This window comes from Lentisphaerota bacterium (genome assembly GCA_016873675.1).
Lineage (GTDB): Bacteria > Verrucomicrobiota > Kiritimatiellia > RFP12 > JAAYNR01 > VGWG01.
The window spans coordinates 1-18,017 of record VGWG01000016.1 but is presented as its reverse complement, the minus strand read 5'-3'; the positions used below and the strand labels follow the sequence as shown (position 1 = coordinate 18,017).

The 18,017-nt window shown below is 65.0% G+C and carries 14 protein-coding genes; 2 read left to right on the top strand and 12 right to left on the bottom strand.

All coding sequences use genetic code 11. The annotated features are described in order from the left end of the window. Positions 1-5 precede the first annotated feature (5 nt). On the top strand, positions 6-308 hold the full coding sequence (locus FJ222_03780) for a TM2 domain-containing protein (GenBank protein MBM4163546.1): 303 nt from the start codon (positions 6-8) through the stop codon (positions 306-308). Between the two features lie 51 nt (positions 309-359). Then, positions 360-1,739, top strand: a complete 1,380-nt coding sequence (locus FJ222_03775) for a glycosyl hydrolase (protein MBM4163545.1) — start codon at positions 360-362, stop codon at positions 1,737-1,739. Between the two features lie 22 nt (positions 1,740-1,761). On the opposite strand, the gene rimO is transcribed toward FJ222_03775, so the two are convergent. From rimO to FJ222_03715, 12 genes are all read right to left on the bottom strand, one after another. Beyond that, entirely contained in the window at positions 1,762-3,204 is a 1,443-nt protein-coding gene (rimO, locus tag FJ222_03770; GenBank protein ID MBM4163544.1) for a 30S ribosomal protein S12 methylthiotransferase RimO, read from the bottom strand. After that, positions 3,137-4,039 (bottom strand): hypothetical protein, encoded by a 903-nt coding sequence (locus FJ222_03765; protein ID MBM4163543.1) that lies wholly within the window; start codon positions 4,037-4,039, stop codon positions 3,137-3,139. Before FJ222_03765 ends, rimO begins: the two co-directional genes overlap by 68 nt. A 6-nt stretch (positions 4,040-4,045) precedes the next feature. Further along, positions 4,046-6,700, bottom strand: a complete 2,655-nt coding sequence (locus FJ222_03760; protein ID MBM4163542.1) for a DNA translocase FtsK — start codon at positions 6,698-6,700, stop codon at positions 4,046-4,048. Further along, positions 6,697-7,809, bottom strand: a complete 1,113-nt coding sequence (locus FJ222_03755) for a hypothetical protein (protein ID MBM4163541.1) — start codon at positions 7,807-7,809, stop codon at positions 6,697-6,699. The genes FJ222_03760 and FJ222_03755 overlap by 4 nt, the downstream gene beginning before the upstream one ends. Further along, on the bottom strand, positions 7,802-8,692 hold the full coding sequence (locus FJ222_03750) for a TIGR00159 family protein (GenBank protein MBM4163540.1): 891 nt from the start codon (positions 8,690-8,692) through the stop codon (positions 7,802-7,804). The genes FJ222_03755 and FJ222_03750 overlap by 8 nt, the downstream gene beginning before the upstream one ends. After that, positions 8,686-9,558, bottom strand: a complete 873-nt coding sequence (gene folP / locus FJ222_03745; GenBank protein MBM4163539.1) for a dihydropteroate synthase — start codon at positions 9,556-9,558, stop codon at positions 8,686-8,688. The genes FJ222_03750 and folP overlap by 7 nt, the downstream gene beginning before the upstream one ends. A gap of 18 nt (positions 9,559-9,576) precedes the next feature. Beyond that, complete coding sequence (gene hflB, locus FJ222_03740; protein ID MBM4163538.1) at positions 9,577-11,529, bottom strand: ATP-dependent zinc metalloprotease FtsH; 1,953 nt, start codon at positions 11,527-11,529, stop codon at positions 9,577-9,579. A 234-nt stretch (positions 11,530-11,763) separates the two neighbouring features. Then, complete coding sequence (locus FJ222_03735) at positions 11,764-13,020, bottom strand: hypothetical protein (GenBank protein ID MBM4163537.1); 1,257 nt, start codon at positions 13,018-13,020, stop codon at positions 11,764-11,766. A gap of 7 nt (positions 13,021-13,027) precedes the next feature. Continuing rightward, positions 13,028-14,212 (bottom strand): UDP-N-acetylglucosamine pyrophosphorylase, encoded by a 1,185-nt coding sequence (locus tag FJ222_03730; protein MBM4163536.1) that lies wholly within the window; start codon positions 14,210-14,212, stop codon positions 13,028-13,030. Positions 14,213-14,223: 11 nt separating this feature from the next. Then, positions 14,224-15,573 carry a phosphoglucosamine mutase gene (locus tag FJ222_03725; protein MBM4163535.1) on the bottom strand — a complete coding sequence of 450 codons (1,350 nt, stop codon included), beginning with the start codon at positions 15,571-15,573 and terminating at the stop codon, positions 14,224-14,226. Positions 15,574-15,603: 30 nt separating this feature from the next. After that, complete coding sequence (gene glmS, locus FJ222_03720; GenBank protein MBM4163534.1) at positions 15,604-17,445, bottom strand: glutamine--fructose-6-phosphate transaminase (isomerizing); 1,842 nt, start codon at positions 17,443-17,445, stop codon at positions 15,604-15,606. A 444-nt stretch (positions 17,446-17,889) separates the two neighbouring features. Then, positions 17,890-18,015, bottom strand: coding sequence for a hypothetical protein (locus FJ222_03715; protein ID MBM4163533.1), 126 nt, complete (start codon positions 18,013-18,015; stop codon positions 17,890-17,892). Between the last annotated feature and the right edge of the window lie 2 nt (positions 18,016-18,017).

Genomic DNA, 18,017 nt, shown 5'->3' with positions numbered 1-18,017 from the left:
AAACGATGTGCGTGAGTTGTGGGACGACGCTAGCCGCCCGCCCGGCGGTGTGTGGCGCGAAAAGCAAGGTTGCGGCGGGACTGCTCGGCCTGTTCCTAGGCTGGATCGGCATTCACAAGTTCTACTTGGGGTATTCTAAGGAGGGCGTGATCATGCTGCTGGTGTCGGTTCTTGGCGGAATGGTCACGTGTGGTCTGGCGACGGGGGTCATCTCTATGATCGGTTTCATCGAGGGGATTATCTACCTGACGAAATCTGACGAGGATTTCGACAGGCTCTATGCGCAGGGCCACCAAGGCTGGTTCTGAACCTCAGGAAGCCAGGCGCATCTGCGGCGGGCGGCAACCCAGGAGAACAGCATGAACCTATCCAAGCGCCTTATCCCCGCCGACCTGACCGCTTCGATCAACCGGTTCTGGGAGGTGTCGGCCGCGAAACTACGGCTGATGGAAGAAGCGTATGGTGACTGCGAGGGCGCCCCGGTCTTCACGATCAAGGGGCGTTATACAGCCCGCGGGTGGACGGAATGGACTCAGGGATTCCAGTTCGGCTCGGCGTTGCTTCAGTTTGACGCCACCCTCGATGCCGCCTTTTTGGAGATGGGTCGGCAACGCACCGTCACCCGCATGGCACCGCACCTCACCCACTTCGGGGTGCACGATCACGGCTTCAATAACATCAGCACCTATGGTACGCTGCTGCGCCTGATCCATGAAGAACGAATCCCTGAGCAGGGGTGGGAACGCCGCTTTTGTGAGCTCGCGCTCAAAGTCTCAGGCGCCGTGCAGGCCCGGCGCTGGACCGTTCTCCCCGAGGGCGGCTACGTCTATTCCTTCAATGGTCCCCACTCGCTCTTTGCCGACACCATTCGTTCCCTGCGCGTGCTGGCCGTCAGCCACCTGCTGGGCCACGTCATGATGGGCGAACGCGACGAGCGCATCTCCCTTCTGGCGCGCCTGATCCAGCATGCGACTGCCACCGCCCGCTACAACGTCTATTTCGGCGAGGGGCGTGACGTCTACGATGTCCGGGGCCGCGTGGCCCACGAGAGCCTCTTCAACCTCAACGACGGCTCGTATCGGTGTCCGAGTTCCCAGCAGGGCTTCTCGCCCTTTACCACTTGGACCCGCGGGCTCGCCTGGGTTCTGCTGGGATTCGCCGAGCAGCTCGAATTCCTGGCGATCCTGCCCGATGCGGAGTTTCTTCCCTTCGGGGGGCGCGCCGCCGTGGAAGATCTATTCCTGAAGACGGCCCGCGCCACTGCGGATTTCTACATTGCCGAAACCCCGGCAGATGGCATTCCCTACTGGGATACAGGCGCACCTGGCCTGGCGCGGCTTGGGAACGTTCTGGATCGGCCTGCAGACCCGTTCAATGATTTTGAGCCTGTGGACAGTTCCGCCGCGGCTATTGCCGCACAGGGATTCCTGCGGCTGGGCCACCACTTGAAATCAAAGAATCCCGGGGCCGCCACTCGCTACGAACAGGCTGGACTCCAGATACTGGCCACCGTGATCGACGAGCCGTATCTCAGTACCGCGCCCGACCATCAGGGATTGCTCCTCCATTCTGTCTACCATCGGCCCAATGGATGGGATCACATTCCGGCGGGCAGGAAGGTGCCGTGCGGCGAATCGAGTATGTGGGGCGACTACCATGTCCGTGAAGCGGCCTTGTATGTCAAGCGGCAGATTGAAGGCAAACCGTATCTGGCATTTTGGAATATCATGGCCGCTTAAGGACACGTCTGAATCGCTTATTCTAAACCGTCGCATACAGGTCGTAGCTGCGGCCGCCAGTGAGGGCGACCCGCGCCCAGTCCCCCGGCTTGGCGTGGGCCGGAACGCCGACGACGCGCGTGACGCCGTCCACATCGGGGGCCTGGCGCTCGAGGCGAGCCTCCCAGGTCGGACGGCCGCGCAGCGGACGCGAAGAACGGATGAGCAGGGCGTCGGCGTGTGTGCCGACCAGCTCGCGCCGTTTCTCATCAACGATCCGGCGTTGTGCCAGCATGAGCCGCTGCCGCCGTTCCGCAGCCACTTCAGGCGGCGGCACAGCGTCCATCCGGTAGGAGGCTGTCCCTTCTTCGGGGGAGTAGACGAAGACCCCCACATGGTCAAATCGCGCCTGTGTCACGGTGGCCAGCAAATGTTCAAAATGGGCATCGTTTTCGCCCGGAAATCCGACCAGGCAGGTGGTGCGCAAAACCGCCCCCGGAACGGCGTTCCGGATCCGCGCGGCAAGCGTGGCGACCGGCTTGATCGTATCCGCCCGCCGCATCGCCCGCAGGATGTCGGGGTGGCTGTGTTGCAGCGGCACGTCGAAATAACGGCAGACGTGCCGGGAGGTGGCGATGGTTTCGAGCAGCGCGTCGGAGATCAGCGACGGGTACCCGTACATCACGCGCAGCCAGAAGCGTCCGTCCAGGACATCCAACGTCCGCAGCAGCGCCGCCAGGCCGCCCGGCTCCCGGCACTCGCGGCCATAGGCGGTCGTGTCCTGTGCAATGAGGTTCAATTCACCCGCGCCGGCGCCGAGCAAGGCCCGCGCCTCGGACACCACCTCGGCCATCGGCCGCGAGCGGAGCGTGCCGCGTATTCCAGGAATGGCGCAAAACGCGCAGGCATGGCTGCACCCTTCGGCAATCTTGAGCCACGCGAAAGGCCCGCCGCTGAACGAGAGCGTTGGGCGGGTGGGGCTGAAGAGGCGCGAAGGCGTCGCTGTGACCGCGACAATGCCCCGCTCCCCGGCAGCTACGCGCCGAATGATCGCACCGATCCGGTCCAGAGCGTCTACACCGACACACGCGTCAATATCCGGAAAGCTCTGCAACAGTCGGTCGCCGTACCGCTGCGCCAGACACCCGGTAACCACGACCCCGCGGCACCCCCCCGCCGTCTTGAGCGCGCACACCTGCAGGATCGCCTCGGCAGCTTCTGCGCGCGCGTCACCGATGAAGGCGCAGGTGTTGACGATTACGACATCAGCCGCTTCGGGAGAGGGCGCGAGAACCAGACCGTCATCCAGCACGAAGCCAGCCATCACCTGGGCGTCCACCACATTCTTCGAGCATCCCAGGCTGACAAATCCAACGGAAACCGAATTTACAGCCACCACACCGCTCCCGTTTGAAGGCTCACTCAAAATAGGGAGGCGGCGGCGCGAAGACGCGCTGCGAAACCACGGGTTTGACGTCCGCACCAGCGGCCAGCGACGCGATGATCCGCAGGCCGATCAGCACGAGCGCGACGCCCGCAACGATCCCAGCCGCCAGCATCAGCCGGCGTGTCGTGAACCACTTCGCCTGCAAACGCGGCATGCCGCTCCAGATTCGGGCCACTTCCCTTACCACCACCCGTGATTTGGTCCAGACGGGTTCGGCCAGCCGTCGCGGCGGCGGGTCCAGCTTCTCCGCAAGGTCGGCCGGCGCCGCGTCCGCCTCTTTACGGCCGCTGAACGGATGAACCCGTGGCGGCGCGGCATCGGTTCCGCTTGAAGCGCGGGTTCTGCTGCGCGGCATGGCCGCCGGCCTCTGGGCATGCGCGAGTGTGAACAGGTCCGTGGGCGGTTCCTCATCGGGTTGGTCCAACGGCATCACTTCCGGCGCGGATTTCGGTGTCTGAGGGATCGGTTCAAACATCGCCGCAGGCGAGACCCGTTCTGGCAACTCCTTTGCCGGACTGGGCACGATCGACGGAGATGTGGGAGCGAACTCCGGCTTGCGCGTCCCCGGCTGAAGCGCTGCGGGAGCGGAGACGGGGGCTGGAGCGGCCGGGATCGCACGGCGCAAGACCTGAGGCGCGCGCTTCCCTGTGAATATCTCGATGAATTCCGTAACCAACGGTTCCGGATCGAGACCCACGCATTCGGCATAAAGCTTGATGAAGCCCCGGCCGTAAAGCGGGGCGGCAATCTTGCGAAAATCCTCGCGTTCGAGGTCTTCAACAATCTGCTCCATCATCCGGGTGGCCTCCGCAACCTGTTGCGGCGTCAACCCTTTGCGTTCACGAGCTTCTTTTAAAGTTGCTCCAAGAGCCATATGTTCTCACCCGCCTTCCCGCTTCTTCTGTCCGCTCCCAGCGTCTTTGGAACCGTCCGGTGGTTCGTCGGCATCCGTTCCCAACGCGCCTTCGTCCGTCTCCTCCGCCTGAACGGAAGATTCAGACAAGCCGTCAGTATGGACATATACGGCGTCCAAATCAACCAATATATCGCGGGGGGCCACGCCCTGCGGCGGGCCGATGATTCCCCGCTCTTCAAGCAGATCCATGATGCGCCCCGCGCGCGTGAACCCGATGCGCAGCCGCCGCTGCAGCGTGGATGTCGAGGCCCGGCGCGACTCCCGGATCACGCGGATCGCCTCGCGCACCATCTCCTCGTCCCCGCCCTCTTCAGCGGCCCCCTCCCCCTCGCCGGTCCGTTCGGCGCCAGCATGTCCGCCGTCACCGCCATCCTCGTCCTCTTCATGGTCATCGGCCCCCAGCTCACGCACCTTCCCCAGCTTGCTGAGGAATGCGTCGTCAAACGCCGGCTGGCTATGCTCCTTGACAAAGGTGACGACGCGGGCGATCTCGTCATCGCCGACCCAGGCCCCCTGCACACGCACCTGTCCGAGCTTGGCATCGAGGAAGATCATGTCGCCCCTGCCGATCAAGCTCTCGGCGCCCTGGGCATCGAGGATGATTCGGCTATCGTTGCGCTGCGCGACCTGGAAGGCGACGCGCCCGGGTATGTTGGCCTTGATGGTCCCGGTGAGCACGTCGACCGAAGGGCGCTGGGTCGCCAGAATCATATGGATACCCGCCGCCCGCGACACGGCCGCCAGGCGCGATATGCTCGCCTCGATCTCCTTGCCCACGGAGGACATCAGATCGGCCATCTCATCAATCACAATCACGATGTGGGGCAGTCTGCGGGGGAAGCCGTCGTCGACCGGAATGGCGGCCGAACCGGGGGCGAACAGATCGTCCTGCTGCACAACCGTGCGGGCGTTGAAAGCCGCAATGTTGCGGGTCTTGGCCGCCTGGAACATCTTCAGCCGCTTGTCCATCTCGCCCAGTGCCCAGCGGAGGGAATACGCCACTTTTTTGGGATCGGTGATGACCGGCACGAGCAGGTGAGGCAGATCGTTGTAGGGCGGGAACTCGACCCGCTTGGGATCGACCAGAATCAGGCGGAGTTCCTCAGGCGTCCGGCTCATGAGCAGGCCGATGAGAATCGCGTTCAGGCAGACGCTCTTCCCCGATCCCGTCTGCCCGGCGACCAGCATGTGCGGAAGCGTCGCCAGATCGAGCACCAAGTCATTGCCCACGACGTCCTTGCCCATGGCCAGCGGCAGGGCATACGTCCCCTTCTCCCATTTTTCACTCTCCAGAACCTGCCGCAGCGTCACCTTTTGCGCCACCAGATTGGGAACTTCAATGCCACAGACTTTTTTATTCGGGATCGGCGCCTGCACGCGCAGGCTGGCGGCACCAAGCGCAAGCTGCAGGTTGCGCACCTCAGCGGCGATCCGTTCCACCCGAACCCCCGGCCCGGGCAGCACCTCATACTGGGTCACGACCGGGCCCGGGATGATGTTGGTCACCTCGATCTGGATGTTGAATTCCTTGAATTTTGCGATCAGGTTGGCGGCCGTCTGCTCCATGTCGCCGAGCGTGGGGCGGTCATCGGGCACCGGGGACAGCAAATCGACCGGCGGCAGCCGATACGGTTCCGGCTGCAGATCCGGTTCGTCTGCTTCGCCGCCGGCATCCGCCACCGGGGGGACCGAACCAGCGCCAGCAGCGGTCGGCTCGGTGGGTGCCGTGATGCTCGCGCGCTGTTCGCGTTGCGCTGCTTCGCGCATCGCCGCCATTTGATCGCGCAGGTCCTCTGCCTGTTGCGGCGCGACGCGCAGACGCTCTTCCGCCATCACCCGTTTACGCTCATCGCTGGCGCGCCGGGACTCCTCGTCCTTCTGCTGTCTGAACAGCCGTTCCTGCTCGCGCAGCGCACGGGCGGCCTCCCTGGCATCCCGCGCCTGCTCACGCGCCGCGTCTTTCGCGGCAATCTCCGCATCACGGCCCAGTCGCTCCGCCTCTTGGCGCGCCTTGATGCGCCGATCCCGCAGCCAATGCAGGAGCCATCGCCCCGCGCACCACAGCGTCCGTAACCCAACCGCAAACATGCCAAACACCACGGCCAGCGTCACCGCCACCACCGCACCGCCCATCGGATTGAGCCAGCGCTTGAGAAAGCACGTCATGATCCATTGCCCAACGACACCGCCCGCATTCGGGGTGATGTTCAAGGCCGACATCCACGCCATCAGGGGCGCGGTGCCTGCCGCCAATTGAATGAGGGCGCACACCATGAGGAAGAACGGGAAGCCCCAGAGCAAACGCCTTCCGAGGTGCGCGGGATGTCCGAATGCCATCAGCACCCCGATGAGCATCAGCGTCGGCGGCAGCAGCCATAGCGCAAAACCAAACAGCGCATAACCCCCAAAGACCAGCCACGCGCCGACCACACCCATGAGGTTCGTGGGGGGCATGTTGGCGGGAACATGCACCCACGCAATGTCGCGGCAGTCGTAGGTCAACAACGCGAGCACGGGAAACAGGCTGGCCGGAATCAAGGCGGCGCCCGCCAGCCGCGCCGCCAGACTCGGCGGCGGAATCGAAACGTCTGCTTGTTCGTCGTCTGCCATAATCCTCATCCTTCGGGAACCTTTGCGGCGTCTTCAGGTCCCGACCCCGCATCCGCTTCCGACGCTACCGTTGACACGGTGACCGTCGACGGCTCTGTCTCGGCGGTCTCAACCGACAATTCATAGGGAAGAAACACCTTCACCGGCAAGACGTTGGTACCGAGGCGCTGTGCCTCGCGCCTGTCAACAAATACGGAAACCTGATCCGATTGGATGGCGTTGACCACCTCCGCCCGGCCCGTCAGCTTCACGGAAACCTCCGCCGGCGCGCAGGTCCACCCGGACCCCTCACCCGGCAACCCCTTCACCAGCACGGTGACGTTCGAAAACACACTCGTGAACCGATCCGTGATGATCTTGACCTCGGCGGTCACTTCGGCCGGTTCCAGCTTAACCAGCCGCGACACGCTGGGCTGCAAGATCGGCACCGTCTTTCTGTAACCCTGCACGCGGCCGTCCACGTCGACCGGCCCGGTTTGCAGTTGCACGCCACTCGCCACCATCTCCTCAAGCTGATCGCGCGAACCGGTCACACGAACGGTCTTGGGCGTATAGTCGATGACCACGCGCCCCCGATAAGGCTTGCCCACCACGACCGGTTCGGCCACGGGCAATTCGACCTCTACGCGCACGTCGTAAGTGACTTTCGCCGTTCTGGGATCGATCTTGGTCACCCGCATCTGCCGGTTGACGCCCTGCAGGTTGCGCGCGGAGAGCCGGAACTCCTCGGTATTGCCCCGCACGCGAGAACGGTTGCCGGCGGCCGACCGCAGTAGGCGGCTGAACCAGGATGGGGTTACCGCGCGTCCCTCTGAAAAACTGGGGCGGACCAGCATCCGCAGCTTACGGCTGTCCAACCGCTGCAACTCAGCCAGCGACCCTTGAAGGGTCACCGACACCGCGAGCGGTTCGATCGTGGCGGCCGTCACCTGCGCCTGCGGATCGATATCCAGCGGCACCACAACCGTCTCGGTATTCCGGATCCGCGCACGAATGAAGAGATAGAGGATGGTCGCCAGCACCAGCGCCACCGTCTTCCAAGGCCAGTCGCGCAGAACCCAGAAAACCACATCGCCCCAAAGCGCGGCACGGCGCCCACTCGTCCCGCGGTCAGTCATGATCCACCTCCCGCTGCCGCCTGACGCGTTGCCGCACCCGTTGCGGATTCCCGTTCTGCGAACTCCGGTTCAGTCGCTCCAGGAATCGTCCGAACATCATCTGTTCGGCGTTCCTCAGCGGATCCAGCGCGCGCAAATACCGGCGCAACGCATCCGGCCGAATATCCCGGTAGAACTTGCCGTCATGCGCAATCGATACGATTCCCGTCTCTTCGGAAACGGCGACGACGACCGCGTCGCTCGCCTCGCTGAGCCCCATCGCCGCCTGATGGCGCGTCCCCAGCCCCTTCATCTCTGATCGCAGCCGCTCCGAGAGCGGAAAAATGCACCGCGCCGCCACGATGCACTCGCCCCGAAGGATCACCCCGCCGTCGTGCAACGGCGCGGGGGGATAGAAAAGCGTCTGCAGGAGTTCGGGGATCAGCGGCGCGTCGATCCGCACGCCGGAATCCACAAACACGCTGAGCGATTCCGCCCGCTCAATCGCGATCAAGGCGCCAATCCGCCGCTCCGAGAGCCGGTCCACCACCTCGCAGAGTTTCTCCGAGACCGGTTCCGGTTGGATGTTCCGCGTCGTCTGCCAGGGCATCGCGCTGAGGAACGGCTGCCTCCCGAACATCACCAACCCCCGCCGGAATTCCGGATGAAAAATGATCACGACCCCAAACGCGAGGTAAAGGGCCAACCCCCCAAACAACCAGCCAAGCACATCGAGATTGAAGATGCTGATGGAGGCGATGACGCCCAGGACCACGACGCCAAACCCCATTAACAGAGCGGCGACCCGTGTCCCGCGGATGAATCGCAACACATAATAGAGCGCCACGGCCAGAATGGCGATTTGCAGACAGTCGCGCAACTCGATCTGGAGGGGTGTCAGCATCGTGCGCCCCCCCTTTCCGAAGCCCCAACCGCGCCCAGCACCCGCAATGCGTCAACGGTTTCGCGCACATCGTGAACCCGGACCACGGACGCGCCGCGCTGCACGGCGATCATCGCGGCCGCGACGCTGCCGGCCATCCGCTCAGCCGGAACCGTCCGGCCGGTCAGCGCGCCGATGAACCGCTTGCGCGAGACCCCGACCAGAACCGGACCCAGCGCCGTCAGCCGAGCCAGATCGCGCAGCAGGGCCACGTTGTGTTCCGTCTCCTTGGCAAAGCCGAATCCGGGATCGATCAGAATCGCCTCCCGCACCACGCCTGCCGCGCGGGCGGCGTCAACCGCTGCGCGCAAGGCCTCGCAGACCTCCTGCACCACATCCTGATATACGGCCAGAGCGTTCATGGTCTGCGGCGTTCCGCGCCGGTGCATCAGCACCACGCCCGCGCCGGTTTCGACCGAAACCCGCCGCATCTCCGGATCCCCGCCGAGCGCCGTGACGTCGTTGATGATGCAGGCGCCAGCGTCTATCGCCGCGCGGGCGACCGCCGCCTTGCGGGTGTCGACCGAGAGCGGCGCGTGCGTCTGACGAGCCAGCTCGCGGATGACCGGAATCACCCGGTTCAACTCCTCTTCGATCGACACGTCGGCCGCGCCCGGCCGGGTCGACTCGCCGCCCACATCGAGGATGTCGGCGCCGGCTTCAAGCAGCGCGAGGCCGTGGGCCGCCGCGCGGTGCGGGGCGCCGTCCCACAGGCCTCCGTCGGAAAAGCTGTCGGGCGTGACATTGACAATGCCCATGACCTGCGGCCGATCCAGACTGACTGACCGCCCGCGACACCGCCACACGTTCTGAAAGCCACTGCCCATCGCGCATGTTCCCCCGATTCAGACAGGCGGCGAGGGTGGCTGAAACGGCGCTTCGCCATCGATCTCCGCAGCGTGCGTCGCCGGCGTGGGACGGGCGGCCCGAGCCTCGGCCTCCGCCTCCGCCTCTTTCTCGGCGCGCGCCCGGCTCTCCTGATGCTCCCGTTCAGCCAGCTCCTCGCGCGTGAGAAACCGTCCCAGCTTCGCCAGATCGGCCACCTCGCGGCCGTCCATCGTCTCCTCTTCCAGCAGGCGCTCGACCAGAATCTGAAGCTTGTCACGGTGGGCCGTCAGCAGCGCGTCGGCCCGGTCGCACGCCTCGCGGATCAACCGGCTAACCTCCGCGTCGATCTTCTCAGCCGTGGCCTCGCTATGCGCCTGCGTGCGCGAGACTTCGCGTCCGAGAAAGATCAGCTCCTGATTCTCGCCAAACGACTGGGGTCCGAGCACCTCGCTCATGCCGTATTCGCAGACCATGTGGTGCGCGATCTGGCTCGCCATGCGGATGTCCATCCGCGCGCCCGTGGAAACATCGCCCGTGTGAAGTTTCTCGGCAATGCGCCCGCCCATCAGCACAACCATTTGATCCAGCAGCTCTTTGCAGGTTCGGTTCAGCACGTCGTGATCGGGCAGCGACATCGTCGCTCCCAGCGCCTGCCCCCGCGGGATAATCGTGACTTTGTGCACCGGCTCGGTGTGCTCCAGCAGGACCTGCGTGAGCGCATGACCCGCCTCATGCCAGGCGGTGATGGTCCGCTCCTTCTCGCTCATCGCCCGACTGCGCCGCTCGCGCCCCCACAACACCTTGTCGCGGGCCTCCTCGAGATCGGCCTGATCCACTCCCTCCTTGTTCTGGCGCGCGGCCAGCAGGGCCGCCTCGTTGAGCAGGTTGGCCAGATCGGCGCCTGAAAATCCGGGGGTTCCACGGGCGGATCGCCGCAGGTCGGCGGTCGGACCCAGCTTGAGCTTCTGCGCGTGCATCCGCAAAATTTCCTCGCGGCCGTCGAGCGTCGGCAGGTCAATCATGATCTGCCGGTCGAACCGCCCCGGCCGCAGGAGGGCCGGGTCGAGGACGTCGGAGCGGTTCGTCGCCGCGATGATGATCACCCCTTCGGAGGTCTCAAATCCGTCCATCTCGACCAGGAGGGCGTTGAGCGTCTGCTCGCGCTCGTCGTGCCCGCCCCCAATCCCTGTGAAGCGACTGCGGCCAACCGCGTCGATCTCATCGATAAAAATGATGCAGGGGGCATTTTTCTTACCCTGCTCAAACATGTCGCGCACCCGCGAGGCGCCGACACCCACAAACATCTCCACAAAGTCCGAGCCGCTGATACTGAAGAAAGGCACGTCGGCCTCGCCCGCGATCGCCTTGGCCATCAGCGTCTTGCCGGTGCCCGGCGGCCCCATCAGTAGGACCCCCTTGGGAATGCGCCCCCCCAGCTTGGAGAATTTTTTCGGTTCCTTCAGGAACTCGACGATCTCCTGCACCTCCTCCTTCGCCTCCTTGATCCCGGCCACGTTGGCGAAGGTGATCTTCTTCTTGTCCTGATTCAACATCTTGGCCCGGCTTTTGCCAAAATTCATCGCGCCCATGCCCGACGAACGGACCTGCCGCATGAAGACGAAATAGAGCAGCCCGATGAACAGCACCACGGGAAGCAACTGAAACATCAGCGCCATCCAGACCGATTTGGTCTCCACCGACGGATGCACTCCGTGGACACGCAACCGCTCGGTGAGTGCGGTGCCGTCGGAACCCAGGATCGTCAGCCTGACCTTCTCTCTGCTGCCTTTCTTGACCGCGCTCACATGGAGGATGCCGCTCGATGGGTCCGGGACGAATGAAACTTTCTCAATCTCACCCTTCGCGGCCAGTTGCTCCAGATCTCCATCGGATATCTCGCGCGTGCCGCCAACGGTCCGATCACCAGACACCATCCACACGGTCATGCCCAGTAAAAAGAGCACAGCCATCCAGGCCAGCAAAAAACGCTGCGGCGGCACCCCTTCGGGACGCTTCCCCCCCCCGCCGCTCTTGGGCAACTGGGGCGGCGCGCTCGGCGCCTCTTTCTTCGGTTCGTCGTTCATCATTGTCAGGCAATTGCTCCCACTAAATGGACGTAGTATAGACCACCGATGCGCTGGGGTCAACCATCAGCATTGCCGCGTTCAAAAGCCTCTGCAGACCTCTGCAGCGCCCTGCGGCCATTAATCCGCCACGATGACAAAATCGGCCGCGCATTCGAACCGGACGGGGTCCGTCCCGGACGACGAGTAGACGCGCAGGATGTGCGTCCCTGCCGGCACCGATTCCACAACCATGTCGCGTTGATGGCCCTGCTGCCGCACGGGCAGCATCCGGGTGTTCGTGCCGTCCGCCTGACTCAGGGTGGCGATCAACCTCACCCCTTCGGGCGCCAGAAGGGTGATGCCGGCTGGCGTGCCGGGCTCCAGATGCAGCGTGTCCGTGAAGGCCGTCACGAGCCGCAGGCCATCGGTGAAGAAGGCCGGCTTCAGATTGGGCAGCGCCGCAAAGCTCGCGACATCCGGAACCGGATTCAACAGGAGCTGCCACTCCGCCGATTCGGGGAGATGATCGAAGATCAGTTGATTGGCCGGCGTGTTGAAGTAGTAGGCGCGGCGCGGCGCATAGGCATCTTCGATCTGTCCGCTCTGGCTCGCCCCCCAGGTCGCGTCCAGGAGCAGCCACGTCTGGTCCACTTCGACGGCGTTCCACGCGTGCTTGAAGGCACTGACGAGCGTATCATCCTCGGTGCCGCGGTACCCGCGCACATCGCCGATCAGATAGGTCGCCCGCAAGCCGACGCTCTGAGCCAGCGCGTTGAAGAGCCACGCGTAGCCGATGCAGACCGTCGTGCCGCGGCGGATCACGCTCAGCGGGTCGTGGTCGTGACAGTAGTCTTCGCCGCCGCCGACCACGTGCGCCCACTCCTCCGTGTCATACCGGATATTGCCGGTGAGCCAGTCGTAGATGGCGCGGGCACGCTGCAGATCGTTGGTGCTGCCGGCCGTGATCTGAAGCGCCAATGCGCGCACTTCGGCGGGAATGGGCTGTTCCGCGCTGGCGCGCAAAGCGGCAAACAGGGGGTGCTCGCCCGGAACGCCCGCAACGGACTTCCCCGCGCCATCCAGACCGGCGGCGCCAGGGCCGGCCGGCGATTCGGCGCGCGCAGGCGGCAAGGAAGTGGAGACCGCAGGCGGCGGCAAGGTCCCACGGCCTCCGACATCGGAATTGCGCGATACGGCCGGGACGGCTGCGGTATGCAGCGCACGAGTCGAGGCGATGCGGGCTTCGGCCAACGACGGCTGGGCCGCGGGTTGATCACCTCCGCTCACCGGACGAACCGGCGACCATGCGATCCGGAAAGCCCCGTACAGCGCCAAGGCCGTGGCGAGCGCCAGCAGCCTGCGAACGGCTACACTCCGTTTTCCGCGATTTTGCACAACACCGCTACTCCGTCCTTCCCCCGCACGGCTTGCCAGCGCCATCGACGATGATCGACACGACCGACTTGAGCCAGGCGCGCACGGCGGCGGCGGCATCAGCGTCGAGCCGCTGCACCGCTTCCGTCCAGTTCGCGCCGGCCAGCGCAGCGACCATCGGCGCGAGAGCCTCGGAACAGCCGATCTCCGCGCGCGCGCCCAAAGCCTGCGCGACCCGTTCGCGAATCGGCTCCCATCCGGCGGGGAAACAGGCGCGCTCGGCATCCGTCCCGATGATCCGGACAAAAGCGTTGAGCCGCTCCATCCGTTCGCGCAAGGCCTCGTCCAGACGCTGCATCGCGCCAGCGTGACACCGCGCGCTCCACGGGGTGCTGGCCATGAAACCGGCCCGGACGCGGCGGTACCACTGATCCAGCGCCAGCAGGTTGCCGATGTAGATCAGATTGTTGCGGACCACCCGCTCCGGATGGCGGCAGACCACGTCGTAGACCCGCTCCCCCGGCGTGGGGGGCGGCGGCACCACGAGCAAGCCCGGCGTCTCGACATCGTGCCGCAGCACCTGTCCTGCGGCCAGCACCGTTCCATAGGCCACACGCACCGGGCCGACCGCCCCGCACTGACCGCCCAGAAAGATCCGCCGGCTCCGCAGCAGCACGCCGTCGGGGACGCAGCCGAAGAGCGACGCCGTCGCCTTGTCCCCGTGCGGCGTGAAGTTGAAATGGATGAAGGACGAACCAACCTCGGAGTGGTGGTCGCTGCCGGTTCCGCCGGCGAGCAGGCAGTCGCAGAAATTGACCAAGCTCCCCGTCGTCGCAAACGGCATGAGGAGGGTCTGCTTGAACCCGCAGCAATGGCCAAAGGTCGCCCGCTCTTCAAAGAGGCACCCCGGACGCACGAGCGCCTGGTCCGATCCGGTCACCCCGTCCAACAGCGTCGCCCGCTCGAAACTCCCGCCCCCGAGCACGACGCCCGCTCCAAGCTGGCACTCGTTCAGCCGGAGGGGCCCCTCGGTGCCCAGGCGGCAGTTTGGGCCCACCGCCAAATCGCGTCCCTCGAGCCGGCATCCGGGATAAAGCACCACGCCAGCCTCGATCCGGCCGGGGTCCACATCGGGCGCCACATACACGGCGGCGGGATCCACCAGCACCACACCGCGCTCCTGCAGACGACGTTTCATCGTGTCTGTTTTCATTCGACCTCCATTTACACCAACGTTTGACTGATGACGGCGACCACATGATCGTGCCACCGGTCGACCAGCGCCTGCGTCCGCGCCTCGACCAGAATCCGGATTTTCGGCTCGGTCCCGGAATACCGGACCACGATCCGGCCCCCATCGGCCAGCGCCTGTTCGGCCTCCCGAATCGCGGCTGCAAGCGCCGGAATCCCGCTGATCGGCCGCTTCTCGCGCACCTTCAGCCCCGTCAGTTTCTGCGGATATTCCTCCATGCAATCCGCGAGCGCCGCCAGCGGTCTGCCCGATTGCTTCATGACGCGCATCACCTGCAGCGCGCTGATGATGCCGTCGCCGGTTGTGGCAAAGTCGTGAAAAATCAGATGCCCCGATTTCTCCCCTCCCAGCGACAGGCCTCGCGCGCGCATCCGCTCGATGACGTACCGGTCGCCGACGTCGGTCACCTCGACGGCAACGCCGTGCCGCTTCATGGCGTCGTGCAGACCGAGGTTGCTCATGCTCGTGCAGACCAGCGTATTATTCGCCAGCGTGCCCGCCTCGCGGAACGCCAGCGCACAGATCGCCAGAATGCGGTCGCCATCGACGACGCGCCCCTCCGCATCGCTGAAAATCACCCGGTCGGCGTCGCCATCCAACGCGATTCCCAGATCGGCGCCGCACTCCCTGACACGCCTGGCCATCACTTCGGGATGCAGCGCGCCGCACTCGTTATTGATGTTGTAGCCGTCGGGCTCGGTGTTCATTTTCACGACCGACGCGCCCAGTTCCCGAAAGATGTACGGCGCCATCTGGTAGGCGGCGCCGTTGGCGGCGTCGAGGACGATCCTGAGCGGATTCAGCTTCTCGCTGCGAATCGTGCTTTTGGCGAACTCGATGTAGCGCCCGCGGGCGTCATCCACGCGATAAGCCTTGCCGAGCTGGTCGCTGCGGATGTGCTCCGACAGGATGCGGCCGCTCAACACCCGCTCGGCGATCGCTTCCTCCTGGGCATCATCGAGCTTGTAGCCGTCGGTATTGAAAATCTTGATGCCGTTGTCATCAAACGGATTGTGCGACGCCGTCACCATGATCCCCGCGTTGGCCGCAAGCGAACGGGTCAGATGCGCCACCGCCGGCGTGGGCACGGGGCCGACGAGAAAGACGTCGGCGCCCATCGAGACGAGCCCGCTGGTGAGGGCGCTTTCGAGCATGTAGCCCGACAGCCGCGTGTCCTTGCCCAAAACCACCCGCGTGCTGCCGTGGCCGCTGGAGCCGATGACCGCCGCGACGGCCTTGCCGATCTGCATCGCCATCTCGGGGGTCACCGGATCCCGGTTCGCCTGCCCCCGCACACCATCCGTGCCGAACAATTGACCCATGTGCAACCTCCCTATGCCCCGTTCCGCAGGTTATTCGACTGTGACGCTCTTCGCCAGATTGCGGGGTTGATCAATGGCGCAACCGCGGAGACGCGCGACATGATAAGCCAGCAACTGCAGCGCGACCACCGTGACGATCGGCGTGGTGTACAAGCCGAGCCGCGGCACCGCAATGACGGCATCCGAGACGGCGCACGCTTCGTCGTCGCCCTCGGTGACGATTCCCAGCACCGGCGCGCCGCGCGCACGGCACTCCTGCGCATTGCCAATCGTCTTGTCCTTGCCCGGCATGTCGTTCAGCAGAGCCACCACCGGTACCTGCTCGTCAAGGAGCGCGATCGGCCCGTGCTTCAGCTCGGCCGCATGGTACCCCTCGGCGTGGATGTAGCTGATCTCCTTGAGCTTGAGCGCGCCTTCCAGCGCCACCGGATAGAGCGCCCCGCGGCCGATGTAAAACATGTCCCGCGTCTGCACAAACCGCTCGGCCAGCTCGGCGATCCGCTCATTCTGCCGCAACACGCACCGCACGGCGTCGGGGAGCGCCTGTATCTCGCGGCATAGCCCGAGCCCCTCTTCGCGGGAGAGCCTGCGGCCACGGCCAAACTTGAGCGCGAGCAGCGTCAGCACCGTGAGCTGGCTGGTGAAGGCCTTGGTCGATGCGACGCCGATCTCAGGCCCCGCATGGAGGTAAACGCCCCGCCCGGCCGCCCGGGCGATGGTCGATCCCACCACGTTGCAAATGCCCGCCACCCACGTCCCTTTGCCAGAAGCCTCGCGCACCGCCGCCAGCGTGTCGGCGGTTTCGCCCGACTGGCTCACGGCGAGGACAAGGTCGTCGGGCGAAAGGATCGGGTTGCGATAACGAAACTCCGCCGCCTGCTCCGCCTCGACCGGGATTCCCGCCAGGCCCTCAATGGCGTATTTGCCGGCCATGCCCGCATGGAGCGACGTGCCACACGCCACGACCACGATGCGCCGCACGGCGGCCAGCTCGCGCGGCGACATTCCCAGGCCGGCACACATCGCCGTGCCCGCCTCCAGATCCAGCCGGCCGCGAAAGGCGTTCGTGATCGCTTCGGGCTGCTCGTAGATCTCCTTTAACATGAAGTGCGCAAAACCGCCCTTTTCAGCCGCGCCGGCGTCCCAGTCCACTTGGGCGACGCTGCGCGAGACCGGAACCCGGTCACGGGTGCGTATGTCGGCTTCACCGTTTTTGATGTGGACCACATCGCCATCCTCGAGGTAGACGACCTGCCGCGTCCGGCCGATCACCGCCGTCACGTCGCTCGCCACCAGCGTCTCGCCGACGCCCATGCCCAGCACCAGGGGGCTGCCCTGGCGGGCCGCAACCAGTTCACCGGGATGGTCGGCCGATGCGACGGCGATGCCGTAGGTTCCCGTGACATGGCTCAGGGCCTCGGCGACAGCTGACGTCAGATCGCCCCGGTAACATTCGCCGATGAGCCGGGCCAGAGCCTCGGTGTCTGTCTGGGAGGCGAACACATGGCCGCGCGCCTCGAGTTTCCGCCGCAGCATGGCGTGGTTCTCGATGATGCCGTTGTGCACCAGCGCGATCCGGCCCGACCGGTCCAGATGCGGGTGGGCGTTCGCTTCGGTTGGCGCGCCATGCGTGGCCCACCGCGTATGGCAAATCCCCGTGCCCGCCCGGCGGCACACATCCTCCCGCCACTCGCACGCGATCCGGTCGGCCAGTCCCTGCACCTTGCCGACCGACTTGCCGACGTGCAACAGTCCGTCATCCACCAGGGCGATCCCCGCCGAATCGTAGCCGCGGTACTCGAGTCGCCGAAGACCGGCCAGAAGGACGCCGCACGCGCCCTCAAGCCCCACGTAGCCCACGATTCCGCACATCACGGCCCCCAATTCGATACCGATCAATCATCAACAGCCCGTACCGCCCAACATAGCCGCAGTGACGCAGTGATACAGTGATACAGTGATACAGTGATACAGTGATGAAATCACAATGCGCGTCCGTTGTCAAACGTTCAGGTGGTCGGCGGGCGACAGGGCGTGTGAGTATGTGAGTATGTGAGTGTGTGAGTCTGCGTGGGTTTCACCACTCAGATCACGAAGGTCGGAATCAGCCAGCAATGACACAGACTTGCGCCGGAAAAGCGGTGCCGAGCTGCGCTGGCCACCGGAAAAAAGCAGCGCCCCGACGGCAGCGTCTCGGAGTGCGGCGGCAAGCGGTATCCCGCGCGACGCCGCTTTTAGCCGCTAATCGAAATGAAAGGGCAATGCTCCCCGACCTCACACTCCCACACACACTCTCCCATGTGCACGCGAACGGTTCTAGCTCGCGCCGAGCTGGAAGCGGACAAAGCGGGTGACCGTGATCGTGTCGCCCGCCTTCTTGGCGGCGTCGTTGACCACCTGCGTAATGGTCTGCTTCGGTTCCTTAACGAACGGCTGGTCAATGA

What these genes read in the sequence shown, in the direction of transcription:
- FJ222_03780 (MBM4163546.1), top strand. Translation starts at nt 6, where the DNA reads ATGTGCGTGAGTTGTGGGACGACGCTAGCCGCCCGCCCGGCGGTGTGT.
- FJ222_03775 (MBM4163545.1), top strand. Translation starts at nt 360, where the DNA reads ATGAACCTATCCAAGCGCCTTATCCCCGCCGACCTGACCGCTTCGATC.
- FJ222_03765 (MBM4163543.1), bottom strand. Translation starts at nt 4,039, where the DNA reads ATGGCTCTTGGAGCAACTTTAAAAGAAGCTCGTGAACGCAAAGGGTTG.
- FJ222_03760 (MBM4163542.1), bottom strand. Translation starts at nt 6,700, where the DNA reads ATGAGGATTATGGCAGACGACGAACAAGCAGACGTTTCGATTCCGCCG.
- FJ222_03755 (MBM4163541.1), bottom strand. Translation starts at nt 7,809, where the DNA reads ATGACTGACCGCGGGACGAGTGGGCGCCGTGCCGCGCTTTGGGGCGAT.
- FJ222_03750 (MBM4163540.1), bottom strand. Translation starts at nt 8,692, where the DNA reads ATGCTGACACCCCTCCAGATCGAGTTGCGCGACTGTCTGCAAATCGCC.
- folP (MBM4163539.1), bottom strand. Translation starts at nt 9,558, where the DNA reads ATGGGCAGTGGCTTTCAGAACGTGTGGCGGTGTCGCGGGCGGTCAGTC.
- hflB (MBM4163538.1), bottom strand. Translation starts at nt 11,529, where the DNA reads ATGGCTGTGCTCTTTTTACTGGGCATGACCGTGTGGATGGTGTCTGGT.
- FJ222_03730 (MBM4163536.1), bottom strand. Translation starts at nt 14,212, where the DNA reads ATGAAAACAGACACGATGAAACGTCGTCTGCAGGAGCGCGGTGTGGTG.
- FJ222_03725 (MBM4163535.1), bottom strand. Translation starts at nt 15,573, where the DNA reads ATGGGTCAATTGTTCGGCACGGATGGTGTGCGGGGGCAGGCGAACCGG.
- glmS (MBM4163534.1), bottom strand. Translation starts at nt 17,445, where the DNA reads ATGTGCGGAATCGTGGGCTACGTGGGGCTTGAGGGCGCGTGCGGCGTC.